This window comes from Agrobacterium leguminum (assembly GCF_015704895.1).
GTDB classification, from domain to species: Bacteria; Pseudomonadota; Alphaproteobacteria; order Rhizobiales; family Rhizobiaceae; genus Agrobacterium; species Agrobacterium leguminum.
On sequence record NZ_JADQWB010000031.1, the window covers coordinates 16,941 to 30,532 of the forward strand.

Here is a 13,592-nt window from a genome sequence, read left to right on the forward strand (position 1 = left end):
CATGAGGGTCTATATAGACCGCAATGTTATCACTGTCAACAATGTATCCAAGAGAAACTTTATCATCATGACAGACGTCCAAAATCGCCCCTATCATCACGGTGATCTCCGCCGCGCAATCATTGAAACGGCGCTAGACATGCTCCGGGATGACAAGAACTGGCAGTTTACGCTGCGAGAAGTCGCCCGTCGGGCCGGCGTCAGCCATGCTGCGCCCTACAAACACTTTCCGGATAAAGCAGCTCTGCTCGTTGAACTCGCCATGATTGGATTCGATCGACTACGCGAGGCGCTAGCGGAGGCGAAACCCGAAGCCCCCCGATCTCTACTCGAAGAAATCATGCCTATATCTCTGGCATATGTCGCGTTCGGAACCGATAACCCGGCCCTATATCGGCTGATGTTCAGTGCAGAGGAGGGACGCTCCGTAGGAATGCATCTCGATCAACGGGCGCTTGCGGTATTCGACGTAGTGCTGGACATCCTCGGACGCGGTCAGGCTGCTGGCACCATTCGCAAGCGGCCAGTCAGGGGACAGGCAGCCACCGCATGGGCGCTCATTCACGGCATTACCTTGCTCGCGATCGATGGACTCCTGGTGCCAGAAAAAGTCGGACCAGAGCCGCTGGACGCAGCCATTGCCACTCTGGTGGAAGGGCTTGCAGTCCCGCAACCAACACTTAGCTGACACGAGGCCAGGGCCGCATGCCCTGTCTGCAGAGCAGGGCCATTGAAGTCCCGACAGCGGCCGAGAAGGTGCAAGGCTCACTACCCTGCAGGACTCAAATTCCGCGTTTGTGACGGATGAGCAGCTTTTCGCCATCGGCTCGCAATTCGCCTTTTGGGCCAACAAATCGATATAGCGTCTGCCTGGTGACGCCGAGTTCAGCGCAAAGGTCTGCCACTTTCGTTTCCGGCTTTCCCATCGCCGCTTGGGCGAGGCGCAGTTTCGCGGGCGTCATTTTGAACGGCGCGCCACCGTTTCGGCCCCGCGCCCGGGCTGCGGCGAGGCCAGCTTTGGTTCGTTCGATAATCAGCGCCCGCTCGAACTCCGCGAGCGCGGCGAATATTCCGAACACCAGTCTGCCATTGGCGGTCGTCGTATCGATCGACGCGCCTTCGCCAGCGAGAACCTTAAGGCCAATACTCTGCTTCGTAAGATCATCGACCAGATTGACGAGATGGCGAAGATCGCGGCCGAGGCGGTCAAGCTTCCATACGACAAGCGTGTCACCTCGGCGGAGTGCTTTCAGGCAAGCGGCCAGACCTGGGCGATCGTCTTTTTTGCCAGAGGCGGAATCCTCATAGACGTTATTAGCCTCGACGCCGGCCTGGGCCAGCGCATCTCGCTGGAGATCATGAACCTGGCTACCGTCAGCTTTCGACACCCGCGCGTACCCGATCAAGGCTGTCATTTATACGTCCGTCTGTGTGACATTTTGCATTTGGCATCGCCAAACTCTGTAGATTGTCACATAACCCGTCTTGCAATGTAAGTTCCGTGAACGGCTATCTCCAGTCTTTTTGTGACATAAGGAGTGCCGATGCCTCGACGTATGATTTTGACGGATGCCGAACGACAAAACTTTCTTGCCCTGCCGACTGATGACGACACCCTGATCCGGCACTGGAGCCTTGATGCCGATGATCGCCGTCTTATTGAAACTCGACGACACGATGATACCAGATTGGGATTGGCCCTTCAGCTCTGCGCACTGCGTTATCCTGGCCGTTTGATACAGCGCGGGGAGATCATTCCGCTGGCTGCTATCGCATTTCTGGCCGAGCAGCTCGGAACAGAGCCGGACGCACTTGCAAGTTTCGCACGAAGAGCGCCCACGCGCTATGAGCAACTGGCTGTCCTTCGCCAACATTACGGGTTCAGCGAACTGAGCCACCCATTACGCGTCGACCTGCTTGCCTTCGCGCGTGGCGTGGCGATCGCCTCGACCAAGGACAAATTCGTTGTCGCGGCTCTTGCCGATGAGATGCGCCGGCGGCGTATCGTCATTCCCGGCATCACCGTAATTGAAAGGTTGGCCGGGCAGGCCTGCACCGAGGCCGAGGAGACGCTGTTCGCCGATGTCGCGGAAAGATTGTCGCCGGACATCATCGTCAGGATGGAAGCGCTGCTGAGTATGGGACCCCGCACCCGTCAGAGTGGAGTCTCCTGGTTGCGCGAACCACCCGGAAAGGCCGGGGAAGCGGCTATGCGCGGATTGATCGACCGGCTTGAGGCCGTGCGCCATGTCGGACTTTGTACTCATCTGCTTCAGGCGGTCCCAGCCCATCGCGTGCGCCGCATGGCGCAGGAGGGGCGCCGGCTGACGGCACAGAACTTCGAGCAAATGCGGTCTGGCCGCCGGCACGCAACGCTTGCAGCTTTTCTTCTGGAAATGGAGATTGCGCTGACAGATGCAGCGATCGCCATGTTCGAGGTGTTGATCGGCAAGGCTTTCCGGCAGGCAGAGTCGATCCGGGACAAACAACTGCTGGATAATGCCACCTCGGCAACATCGGCACTGGATTTCTTCGTGAGTTTTGGCGAGGCGATCACGGCCAAGCGGGAAAATGGACTTTCTCTTGATGAGGCCGTCAATGCGGTCGCCAGTTGGGAGCAGCTGATACAGGCGACCGCGGCAGCAAAAGCCGCATCTCGTACCCGCAAGGATGACGACCTGATCGCCTACCTTCCAGCTCAATACGTGCGCATCCGGCGTTTCGCCGCCCCGTTCATGGCCGCATTCACCTTCGAGGGCAATCGGCAGAATCGCGACTTCATCGATGCCGTGATGCAAATGAGGGCAGTACGGAAAGGTCGAAAGCGATCGACGAATCCACCATGGGTGAAGGACGCACTCGACCTTGTAGACAAACGTTGGAGCAAGGAAATCATCGCGGCGGACGGCGCGGCTGATCTCAAAATGCTGGAACTCTTCATGATCGTCGAGCTGAAGAACCGGATCGCTGCCAACGAGATCTGGATCAAGGGGTCGCGCACCTATCGTGCTCTCGACGAAGACATGATCTCCCAGCAGACCTATGCCATCATCAAGGCCGAGGCCCGCATTCCCGTCGCCATTCCGGTCGATGTCGAGATCTATCTCGCCCAGAAAGCCGAAGCGCTCGATCAAAAGCTGCGCGAAGCCGCGACCCGGCTGGAAGCAGGCCGGAGCGACACCCGCATCGGCGCGAAAGGCCTGCGGGTGCCGGCTGTCAAAACCACAGAGACCGAAGCCGCAGTCGCCTTTGCAAGGCGGGTCGCGACGGTCATGCCACCGATCAGGCTGACCGACCTCGTCGCCGACATCGATCGAATGACCGGTTTCAGCTCCCTGTTCGAGCATCTTCAAACAGGACGCACACCGGGCGACATGCGCGTGTTCTATGCGGCTCTCATCGCCGAAGCCACCAATCTCGGCTTCTCGAAGATGGCGCTTGCCTGCCCTGGCATCACACGTCGCCAGCTACAGCAAATGGCAATCTGGCACTTCAGGGAGGAGGCCTTTACCCTCGCGCTCGCCCGGCTGGTCGAGGCCCAGCATGCCGCCCCGTTCGCGTCAGTATTCGGCTCACACACCATCTCAACTTCCGACGGACAGCATATCCATCTCGGCGACGGCGGTGAAGCCGCTGGCGGCGTCAACGGTCGTTACGGCACGAACCCGATTATCAAGCTCTACACTGCGATCTCTGGTCGATATGCTCCGTTCCACACAAAGATCATCGCTGCTACGGCGAGCGAGGCCGTCCATGTGCTCGACGCGCTTCTCGAAACCGACGCCGGTCTGGACATCGTCCGTCATCACGTCGATGGCGGCGGTGTTAGCGATCTCGTCTTCGCATTTTGCCATGCGCTCGGCTTTGCCTTCGTGCCTCGTATTCCCGATCTCGACGGACGATGTCTCTATGGGTTTGGTACTGGAAAGCAGTATGGCATTCTCCAGAACGTCATGGGGGATCGCATCGATGCCGACCTGATCCGAACGCACTGGGACGAAATTTTGCGGCTGATGACCTCGTTGCGGACGCGGACCGTCAGCGCATCACTCATGCTCAAAAGACTGTCGGCGACCACGAGGCAGAGCGGTCTCGCCCAGGCATTGCGCCAGATGGGCAGGATCGAACGCACCCTGTTCACCCTCGACTGGATCAATGACGAGGAGCTACGAAAGACCACCACGGCGGAACTGAACAAAGGCGAAAGCCGCAACAGCCTCGTACGCGCCGTCAATCTTCATCGTCTTGGCCGTTTCCGCGATCGCAGCCAGGAAAACCTGTCGATCCGGGCGTCAGCCCTCAACCTGGTCGTCACAGCCATCATTCATTGGAATACGATCTACACCGGCCGTGTCGTCGACGCGTTACAAAACGCTGGACAGACTGTCCCCGAGCACATGCTCTCCAGTCTGTCGCCGCTCACATGGGAGCATGTGAATTTGACCGGCGATTATCTTTGGGAAGACAAGCCTGCCGTCGATGAAACTGGCTTCCGCCCATTGTCGTTCACCGTCTGATCTGCCTACCGTATATCTGCGCCCCTTTAATGTTCAGGGGCCCTGATCGCCCGCGCCGCAAACCGCCACCTCGGCAAATCCGACCGGGAAGCGGCCGGCGTCCTCTCGGCCGCGCAGCGCCATACCCATTTCCTCGACAGCCCCCGCATGGTCGCGGTCCTCGGCCGATCCGATTTCCGCTTTGCCAATCTCAAGCGCCGCAACGCCTCGGTGTTCCTCGTCCTGCCGCCCGATCGCCTCGCCACCTATTCCCGCTGGCTGCGTCTGCTCGTCGCGCAAAGCCTGACCGACATGGCGCGCGACCCCGCCAAGCCGGCCGTGCCGGTCCTCTACCTGCTGGATGAGTTCGCCGCCCTCGGCCACCTCGCCCCCGTCGAGCGCGCAATGGGCCTCATGGCCGGCTATGGCGTCCAGCTCTGGCCGATCCTGCAAGACGTTCACCAGCTCCGCGCCACCTACGGGCAACGCGCCGGAACCTTCCTGTCAAACGCCGGCGTCCTACAGGTGTTCGGTGTCAACGATCACGACAGCGCCCGCCTCGTCTCCGATCTGCTCGGGCAGGAAACCGTGGTGTTCCAGACCATGAGCCGGGCGCTCGATTCCGAAAAATCCGGCCTCTCCTATGGCGAGCAACACACGGCCCGGCCGCTGCTGACCCCCGATGAGGTCCGCAACCTGCCGCAGCATGTCGAATTGCTGTTCCTCGCCGGGCAACGGCCGATCGTCGCCGGCAAGCTCGCCTATTACGCCGATGCAGAATTCCGGGGGCTGTTCGACCAAGCATAAAGGATGAAACCATGACCGACACCGATGCGCCCGAATGGCCCGATCCCGCCGACAAGGCCCATGCCGTTGAACAGGCCAAGCAGCTCCGTGACCAGGCCGCCAAGGGCGGCTTGCGGTTTGAAGCCTATCTGCCGCCGTCGCTGGCCCTGTGGCTGCTCGATCTGATCGAACAGGACACGTTCCTTGATCCGTCCGAAGCCGTGTTCGTGATCCTGGGCGAGCATAAGGAGCTGGCACCCCATGCCGATCTGCGCCGGGAACTACTCAAGCGCCGCATACAGGTGGCGGCCGATGATTCCCGACCGGGTATTTCGATGGAAGAAATGAAAGCCCTACTGCGCGAAAAGCGCGAAGCCCCCCTGCCCGAGCCGGCCAGATGGGAAAAGCGGTCCCGGCGCTGACGCACCGGGGCTTCTCTCTTGCGGCCCTCCGGTCACTTCGGCGCTATGTGGGAGCGCGTTCCCTCCGGGCCGGGGCCGGCTGCTCGCCGGCATCGCTCAACCAGGCCACACCCGCGACGCTAGCCCCCGGCCGTCCCGCTCTCATCATCTAGGGCCGTAGGGACGGCCGGGGGCGGGATGCAGGCAGACAACTTGCCAAATTGCTTGTTTGCCAACTTGCCAGCAATCAGGCAATCGCCTCAAGGCCCCTTTTCTGAATAACGGTCAGCAGCCGCAGCGCCGGGCCGCCGGGCTTCTTCACCCCACGTTCCCAATCTGACACCAGCCCCTTACTCACGTTGAGATAGCGGGCAAAGACAGGCTGCGAGATACGCTCACGCTCACGAATAGAACGGATTTCCTCGGGGGTCAGCGGCTCAACGGTTGTCAGACACCCCTCGTCAAATTCGCGCATCGTCTGCTTGTCGATCGCGCCGGACTCATAGAAGCCTTCCATCATCTCATGGACGGCCGCCAGAGCTTCACTCTTGTAAGTCTTGCTCATCGCAATTCACCTCGAACATTCGACCCGCAGCAACTTCCGCGTCCATCTGCGCATCTGCAAACCCCAAGACCAGCTTTGCGGCCTTCTTCAAGTAGGCTTCTTCCGCATCATCAAGGTTCGCCATATCGCTCTTGGCAAACCCGAACGCGAAAACCGCCCTCGTCTCCGCGCGGAAGAAAACCAGCGTTCGGAAGCCGCCAGACTTTCCAGCGCCGGGCCGCGCTACTCGTTGCTTGATAAGGCCGGCCCCTAGATCGGCGTCGATCTGGCCGCGCTCAGCCCGCTCTACAGCCTCACAAAGCATCGCGTCAGAGATTTTCTCCTTTCGGGCAAACTTGTGAAACCGGCTGTTTTTGAAAACCCTCACGCGACTTCCTCGCCCCTGAATGTATGACACATAGCGTTACACTTCAAGGCCCTTACCGCATCGCCGCTTTGCTGGCAATCAAGCACTATGTTTTGCCAGCAAGTCAGCAAGCGCCTCGCGCATGAGGTCTTCAATGGAGCGGTCGGTGTCGGCTGACAGCCGCTTAACCCGGCGATGTTCCTCCGGCTCGACCACGACTGTCACCCGCTTCATTCCGGCCCGCGTGGCGGCATGGTAACGCTTACCCTCGGCACGATCCGGGGTCGGCGCGGGGGCGGATTCCGCGATAGGCGCAACAGGCGGCGTGGTCTGCGCGCCCACGGCCTTCATGCTCGCGGCTAAACTCGGTCTTTTCGACATGGTTTTATCCCATCAAACTGCCAGTTTGCCAGCAATACCATTATGCCTTATTGCTGGCAATACAGCTTGCCGTCAAATCAGCAATTGGCCTCTAAGCCAGGTCAGCAATTCGGACACTTCCTCGCTGGCTTTGCCGGCCGGCTCATACTCCGGAGCGGTTTTGCCGGCCGTGAGCGCATGTCCGAAAGCCGCCCGCTGCTGGAAGGCGACGGGGGCAACCTCCAAGCCGTGAACCTGAACGGCTTCCCGCGCATCGGCCAGAAGCTGCGTGGCACGCGGCGGCACGGCGTTCAAAACGACAAAGGCCGGCTTTTGGGCGAGTTTCACCAGCTCGGCCGTGCTTCCGATCGCGCGAAGATCGAGGATTCCGGCTCGGCACGGGATCAACACCATGTCGGACGATCGCGTTGCCGCCATTGCGGCCGCTTCCGAGTGCGGCGCGGTGTCGATCACGACCAGCTCGGCCCCGCCATCGGTCGCGGCCTGCAAGCCTTGCGGCAAACGAGTGTGAGGAAGCGCGACGACAACCGGGGCCTCACCTTGTCGGCTATCGCCCCATCCGGCGGCGCTTGCCTGGGGGTCAAGGTCGATGATAGCGGCGGGAAGCCCGGCCGCCTCGGCGGCCGTAGCAAGGTGCAAGGCGAGGGTGGTTTTTCCAGCCCCGCCTTTTTGGCTGACTATGGCGATTGTTTTCATATTGCTGGCATAGCAGCAAACCGCATTGACGGCAAGAATTTTTGCTTAAATGCCTTATTGCTGGCAATACAGCAAATATTAAGCCCCGCCCTTGCCCCTCGCTCCCTCTCGAAAGCCCGTAGGACGGTTGCCGCCGGCGCGAACGTGGCGGTTTTGCTGTGAGGGTGCCGCCTCCCGATCCGCCTTATACGCGGATCGGAACCGCCGCAGGGCTGCGCAAGCAGCCCGAACAGCGGCGACCGCTTATGTTTGCCCTCTTAGATAAAGATCAGATGGGGATTCAGTCTGGTTATCGGACTCACGTTTCATCACACTCTTTGCCAGCATCACGAGGGCCTTACCGAGCGGGCTATCGCCGGTGTCGAGCTGCGTCCGCTCATCGAGGGGCAGGGTGGTCTTGTAGGCGTCGATTGCCTCGCTCCATGCCTGCTGATCCTGTCCATGATCAGCAGGCGGGGGCGGGGCCTTGCCGAACCTGCCGAGAAACTGACGGGCCTTTTCCGGCAAGGACAGGCGATAGGCGTTGCTCGTCTGCTGGACCTGTGGGCCGCGCCCCTCGTTGCCGGTCGGCTCGTAGCGCCGCAGCCAGTCGATGAAACCATGCGCCCGCAGGTTCTTCAGCGCCCGCACGATCGTATCGCGCGACCGGCCTAGCCGATCCATGATCGTGGTGATTGACGGCTCTAACCGGCCGGTGCGGAAGTCTATGAGATTGACGAACAGCCGCAGCACGTCGAGCGCCACCGATCCTAGCGGGCCGCTTCGCTCGCCCTTCTCGTGCAAGCCGGCCTCATTGTAGATTTCGGCCGCCTTCAAGATTGCCTGAACGTCCTTGCGCGTCGTCGGCCGCCATATCCGGCCCTCCGATCGGCCCCGGATATGACTATGCCGGCGAACTGGCGTCGGGCATCGCTCGGCCGGGGGCATGACCAGGCCAAGCCCGGCCTGTCCCGATCCCCGCCACGCCTCGCGGCGCTCATGGGCGAGCGTGGAGAGCTGCCCGGCGTCTTCCTCGGTGAGCTGGCCGGCGCTGTAGCGCGTCCATACCTCCCGCATGATCTCATCAAGCGCGCTTGCGCGCGCGCAGCCGATCGCGGCCGCGATCTGCGTCCTCAACATGCCTGTCGTCCTTCCATTTGAAGGACATGACGGCGCGGACGGCAGGCACGGCTTTCCTGTTTCCGCAAGAATCAATCTTGCGGATTGGAGTGCTGTAGCGTAGATAAGGGGAGAGCTTTGGCCCCGTCTCTACGGTGTGTCTGACGGCCTACAAAAACGCTCGACCGTTGGCGCGGTCGGGCGTTTTGCCGTTATGTCCCTTGCTTCGCTTCGATATAGAGCCTCAATGCTTCCTCGATGATCGGCGCGCGGCCAAGCACGCCCCGCTGCTCCTTGATCTTGTCGATTTGGGCGAGAAGATCAGTCGGAACATACGTGGTCAGCGCGATACGGCCGGCCGCAAGCTGCCGCGCCCGATGGGCGGCAACGTCCTTCCGAATCCTTTCCGAGTCGCGCTTCATTCTTAGCAGTAAGGACGAACTCGCCCGATTCTGCAATCCCTTGCGGAAGGAACCGCGAAAGGCACTACTTCTAGGGCCGGCAACTAAACGTGGTTACGTCAATGCGTATTCACGTCAATGCGTTCTCAAGCGCCCGGTAGAGCGTGGCACGATGCACGCCCAAGAGCCGGGCGACTTCCGCCACCGGCTTCTTGTCGTCATGGATAAGCTGGCGGGCATGGGCGATCTGCTCGGCCGACAGGGCAGGGGAGGGGCCGAACTTCACGCCTCGGGCTTTCGCCGCGATCCGGCCGGCGCTCGTGCGCTCCACGATCAAGCTGCGCTCGAAATCCGCGATGCCGGCGAACACGGTCAACACCATGCGCCCCGCCGGCGTCGTGGTATCGGCCCACGGCTCGGCCAGCGAACGCAGGCCAGCGCCGGCCTCCTTGATCCGCTCCGCGATCGCCAGAAGGTCGCCGGTCGATCGGGCGAGGCGGTCTAGCCTGGTGATCGTCACCACGTCGCCGGCACGCAGATGGTCGAGCATCCGCGCCAGCTCGGGCCGATCCCGCTTCGCCCCGGAAGCCTTTTCCTCGAAGATGCGGACGCAGCCGGCCGCACCCAGGGCGGCCCGCTGCGCATCGAGGTCCTGGCCGCGAGTCGAAACGCGGGCATAGCCGATGAACACGCGGCCGGCGTCGGAATCTGGTCGGCTGCTCACGGCTTCCCCCTGTCGCAAATCATGTCGCAAGTTTTCTACCACTTGCGACAAAGACATGCGACACGAAAAGCCCTGATTTTCCGGGGGCGGCCGATGTGTCGCGGGTTTTAGGATTTCCGCGACAATTGCATCCGACAGGCTGCTTCAACATCCGAAAAACGGAGCAGGTAACGCTCCAAGAACAGTGCTCGAATCTTGCAACTTTTCTAACCAACTATAAGGAACTCGCACCTGCGATCGGAAGATCGCATACCGCCTGCATCTCACTCAAAACATGGCACAACTGATGAAATGCCTCCTGATGAGGCGACGATCTGCGCCAGGAAGCGTATATGGTTCGTTGTGGCGCGCGGCCGGAGATGCTCACAATTTTCACATTAGGAAAGGTACTTAGCCGGGGAGAGGCTAACGAAGGAACCAGGCTAGCCCCCCCTCTCGTTGAAACGAGCGCACCGATTGTTTCGAGACTCAACCCTCTGATTTCGGTGCAACAAGCATTGTAGTCGTGCTGTGCCGTGCGTATCGTTGCAGGTAGCGTATCTTCGCTATAACCCTCGCCGTCTGCCATCGTCATAAACTCAGATGCATCAAGATCTTGAACGTTTATTGATGTATTTGCAGCAAGTGGATGAGCTACGTTGACGATCAAATCAAAGCGCTCGGTGAACAGAGGTTTTGTTTCCAGATCCGCATCGTCAGCGAAACGGCAAGATAACATCATGTCAATTTCACTTCCGCGGAGACGTTGGGTGACCCCTTCGGTCTTGCCTTCCAGGAGATCAATTCTGACGTCGGGAAAGTTTGCCTCGAACAGATTTACGACGTGAGGCAAAACATAGGCACCGATCGTTGAGATCGCGCCAAGTTTAAGGTGCCCTCCGAAGGGCCGGCTCGTCTTCACGGCGAGGAGGTCAAGTTTACCAACCACTCCGAGGACATCCTGAATGTGAGACAAGAGAACCTCACCTTCCAGGGTCGCCTTCACCTGCTGGCTGGACCGTTCAAATAAGGTCGTGCCAAGAGCTTCCTCGACCTTGCGAACCTGATGGGAGAGGCCCGACGGGCTTATCCCTAACTCCCGCGCCGCGACCCTAAAGCTGGAGCGCTTCCAGACGGTCGTAACAAGGAGAAAATCCCGTATCGATACCGCCGAGAGCTTGTTCGATATGATCGTTCGATCTGTTCTATTCATTCGACTTGTCCAAACGCCACCTCATCTCCTATCCGAGAAAACATGATAGTACTAGTCATGATATTCAGAACCATGCTGGCTCATGACTTTGCCTTGCAGACAGAACTGATCGGTAGGGGGCAGCATGACCACGATTTTCTTGAAATCCACTTTCGAAGAGCCATCCGAGACGGTTCGGGCTGCCGCGCTCCGTGGAGAGGTCGCCATCACTGAGCAAACCGATTTCACGGCCGAGATGCTCATGTCGCACAAGGGGCTGATCACCGGTAATCAGCTCGACCAGAATGCCATGCTGGCGCTCAAGGATGCGCTCGCGTCTTTTCTCGATCACGGTGGGCGCTGGTTCTTCAACGGCCACATGGCGCGGCCGCTGGTTGATGGCATCGGTCAGTATCGTTCGATCGTCGCACCAAAACGACAAGATTTCGGTCTGTCGTCGATCAATCCTCATCCGCTCTATGACGGTATCGACCTGAAGAAGATCGAGACCAACAGGGGCGTCGCGGGTTTCTACGGACGCGGCTGCAATCCGCCACCGGAGGGCGCGGTGGCCGTCAACGGGCTGGGTCCCGCGCGAGTCCCGGTCGATTGGGTGTGGGCAAGGCCGCGGGGTGGCCGGTTCTTCTCCCATGCTGGCAATGATCTTGGCACGATCGGGCTTGAATGGAACCTCGCCCCGGACCTGACGCGGCGCGTCATCAACTGGGCAAACGGCGGCTCCTGCCTCTCCTCGAATCGCTTCGTGCAGACACCGCCGGTCGAAGACCTGCCGCTGGCCAGGGCCGAGAGCTATGGCGGCGCGCGCGATACAGGCAGGGCCGGCCCGCGCATCGTCGCGCCGAGTTCCGGCACCTACTATCATATCCATAGTCTGGAAGGGTCGGCCTATACCGGTATTTTCGATGTCATCTGCGCACCCGAGGACCTCGTCAACGTACTGCGCCCCCAGGATATCCTCTGGGTGCCATGCCGAACCCCGGCCCAGCGCATGATCAAGCAGAGGGCTGTCATCGCACGCCATCTTGATGCCGGCGGCACGGTGATCGCGTTGGGAGAAAGCCAGTCGGAATTATGGCTTCCTGCGGTCCATTTCACCAGAACGCCGACAAATTGGTGGTGGTGGCTGACCCCTGGGGCCGATCTCGGGGTCGAACTGACCGATCAGGCCAGGACACACCCATTGATGCGCCACATCGGCAAGCAAGACGTGACCTGGCATCTGCACGGCTGGTTCACGCCACCGGAAGGCTCAACGGTTCTGGCTCGCGACGGCGAGGGGCGCGCCATCCTCTACATGGACGCGATTTCGACGGCCGGCACGATGGTCATCTCCTCGCTCGACCCGATGTACCATCACGGTTCATGCTTCATGCCGGCAACGACCCGCTTCCTAGACCGCTTTGCGCCCAATCTGAGGGCCTGTGCGGATGCTTGACACGATTTCCCGCCAATGGCGCTCACCTGTCGTCGGCATTGATGCGATCGACAGTTGTCCGGCGGCAGCTTTCCCGATGGTGTCGCTGTTCGAAATTTCTTTCCACATTGTCCGATTTGTTCGACTTGATACGACGCCTTCCCCTCTGTACGAAAACATGACTGCAATAATCATGAATAATGGAGGTGACCGATGACTTTGAAACTGCGCCTGTCTGCCGCCTTTTTCCTTCTCGCCCTTTCGCCGGCGCCGCTGCTTGCCGATCCCGTCACCTTCAAGGATGTCACGGGCGCGGAGATCATACTTCCGGGCCCGGCGAAGCGGATCGTCACGCTGCCGCAGCCCGGCGCCGCGACCGTCATCGCGGTGGACGGCTCCTCGGAGCATCTGGTCGGCATGAATCCCGTCTCGCGCAAGGCTTTCGAGACCGGCCTCCTCAAGAAGATGTTCCCGGATGCCGCCTCCATCGAGAGTGGCATCGTCGCGGAGGGCGGCAATGGCTGGATGCCGAATGTCGAGGCGATCGCCGCACTGAAGCCGGACCTCGTCATTCAGTGGGGCGGGCGGGGCGACGAGCTTATAGCCCCCTTGCGCAATGCAGGCATTCCTGTTGCGCTGATGGTCGGCGGCGGCAATGGCGGTACGGAGGAGCTGGCGCGGGAGAATATCCGCCTCGTCGCCAACATCCTTGGCAAGCAGGACAAGGCCGAGGCGCTGTTTGAATGGCGTGACGCGGTGATCGGCGAGATCAAGGCGACGCTCGCGGCCCATCCCGACGCGGCCCGGCCGAAAATCCTGCACCTGCGCTCCTCCAAGGGCAAGTTCACCGCGACCGGCGAAAAGAGCTATCAAAACTTCTACATTTCGCTGGTCGGCGGCGAGAATGTCGGCACGGGTCTCGGGGTGCAGGCCGAGGTGAATGCCGAGCAGATCGCGGCCTGGAATCCGGATATCATCATGCTGACGGCGCATGAGGCCGATGCCGGCCGCGAGACGATCATGAAGGACGAGGTGCTGTCGCAGACGGCGGCGGCGCAGGCTGGTCGCGTCTACAAGACGCCGAACGGCGGT

15 protein-coding genes and 1 pseudogene are annotated in these 13,592 nt (G+C 60.5%); 7 read left to right on the plus strand and 9 right to left on the minus strand.

Annotated features, from left to right (window positions below; all coding sequences use genetic code 11):
- Window positions 1-67: 67 nt before the first annotated feature.
- Entirely contained in the window at window positions 68-688 is a 621-nt protein-coding gene (locus I3J13_RS25030) for a TetR/AcrR family transcriptional regulator (protein ID WP_196380612.1), read from the plus strand.
- A 94-nt stretch (window positions 689-782) separates the two neighbouring features.
- Here the strand turns inward: I3J13_RS25030 and I3J13_RS25035 are convergent, their stop codons facing one another.
- Entirely contained in the window at window positions 783-1,415 is a 633-nt protein-coding gene (locus I3J13_RS25035) for a recombinase family protein (RefSeq protein WP_196380609.1), read from the minus strand.
- A 129-nt stretch (window positions 1,416-1,544) separates the two neighbouring features.
- On the opposite strand from I3J13_RS25035, the gene I3J13_RS25040 reads away from it, so the two are divergent.
- The 3 genes and pseudogenes from I3J13_RS25040 (at window position 1,545) to I3J13_RS25050 (ending at window position 5,704) form a co-directional block, all read left to right on the plus strand.
- Window positions 1,545-4,517, plus strand: a complete 2,973-nt coding sequence (locus I3J13_RS25040) for a Tn3 family transposase (protein WP_196380610.1) — start codon at window positions 1,545-1,547, stop codon at window positions 4,515-4,517.
- Between the two features lie 33 nt (window positions 4,518-4,550).
- Window positions 4,551-5,303, plus strand: a pseudogene (locus I3J13_RS25045) (type IV secretory system conjugative DNA transfer family protein); the annotation flags it as partial.
- A gap of 11 nt (window positions 5,304-5,314) precedes the next feature.
- A complete protein-coding gene (locus I3J13_RS25050; protein ID WP_030092366.1) occupies window positions 5,315-5,704 on the plus strand; it encodes a hypothetical protein in 390 nt (129 codons plus the stop codon).
- A 226-nt stretch (window positions 5,705-5,930) separates the two neighbouring features.
- On the opposite strand, the gene I3J13_RS25055 is transcribed toward I3J13_RS25050, so the two are convergent.
- From I3J13_RS25055 to I3J13_RS25090, 8 genes are all read right to left on the minus strand, one after another.
- A complete protein-coding gene (locus tag I3J13_RS25055; RefSeq protein ID WP_024899700.1) occupies window positions 5,931-6,248 on the minus strand; it encodes a helix-turn-helix domain-containing protein in 318 nt (105 codons plus the stop codon).
- Window positions 6,226-6,615 (minus strand): type II toxin-antitoxin system RelE/ParE family toxin, encoded by a 390-nt coding sequence (locus tag I3J13_RS25060; RefSeq protein WP_019200205.1) that lies wholly within the window; start codon window positions 6,613-6,615, stop codon window positions 6,226-6,228. The genes I3J13_RS25055 and I3J13_RS25060 overlap by 23 nt, the downstream gene beginning before the upstream one ends.
- Window positions 6,616-6,693: 78 nt before the next feature.
- A complete protein-coding gene (locus tag I3J13_RS25065) occupies window positions 6,694-6,975 on the minus strand; it encodes a ribbon-helix-helix domain-containing protein (RefSeq protein ID WP_037506114.1) in 282 nt (93 codons plus the stop codon).
- A 72-nt stretch (window positions 6,976-7,047) separates the two neighbouring features.
- Window positions 7,048-7,671 carry a nucleotide-binding protein gene (locus I3J13_RS25070; RefSeq protein ID WP_030092365.1) on the minus strand — a complete coding sequence of 208 codons (624 nt, stop codon included), beginning with the start codon at window positions 7,669-7,671 and terminating at the stop codon, window positions 7,048-7,050.
- A gap of 243 nt (window positions 7,672-7,914) precedes the next feature.
- Window positions 7,915-8,790, minus strand: coding sequence for a helix-turn-helix domain-containing protein (locus tag I3J13_RS25075; protein WP_030092364.1), 876 nt, complete (start codon window positions 8,788-8,790; stop codon window positions 7,915-7,917).
- Between the two features lie 191 nt (window positions 8,791-8,981).
- The gene (locus I3J13_RS25080; protein ID WP_024899703.1) at window positions 8,982-9,191 is read right to left on the minus strand and encodes a ribbon-helix-helix protein, CopG family; all 210 of its coding nucleotides are present in this window, start codon (window positions 9,189-9,191) and stop codon (window positions 8,982-8,984) included.
- Window positions 9,192-9,300: 109 nt separating this feature from the next.
- A complete protein-coding gene (locus I3J13_RS25085) occupies window positions 9,301-9,861 on the minus strand; it encodes a recombinase family protein (RefSeq protein WP_024899704.1) in 561 nt (186 codons plus the stop codon).
- Window positions 9,862-10,108: 247 nt separating this feature from the next.
- Window positions 10,109-11,086, minus strand: a complete 978-nt coding sequence (locus I3J13_RS25090) for a LysR family transcriptional regulator (RefSeq protein ID WP_174048946.1) — start codon at window positions 11,084-11,086, stop codon at window positions 10,109-10,111.
- A 124-nt stretch (window positions 11,087-11,210) separates the two neighbouring features.
- Here I3J13_RS25090 and I3J13_RS25890 point away from each other — a divergent pair, with 124 nt between their 5' ends.
- The 3 genes from I3J13_RS25890 to I3J13_RS25105 all read left to right on the plus strand — a co-directional run.
- Window positions 11,211-12,521, plus strand: a complete 1,311-nt coding sequence (locus I3J13_RS25890; RefSeq protein WP_036568182.1) for a hypothetical protein — start codon at window positions 11,211-11,213, stop codon at window positions 12,519-12,521.
- Window positions 12,514-12,717, plus strand: a complete 204-nt coding sequence (locus I3J13_RS25100) for a hypothetical protein (protein WP_024899706.1) — start codon at window positions 12,514-12,516, stop codon at window positions 12,715-12,717. Before I3J13_RS25890 ends, I3J13_RS25100 begins: the two co-directional genes overlap by 8 nt.
- Window positions 12,714-13,592: ABC transporter substrate-binding protein (locus tag I3J13_RS25105; protein ID WP_196380611.1), on the plus strand; the 879-nt coding region annotated here is incomplete at its 3' end. The genes I3J13_RS25100 and I3J13_RS25105, both read left to right, overlap by 4 nt.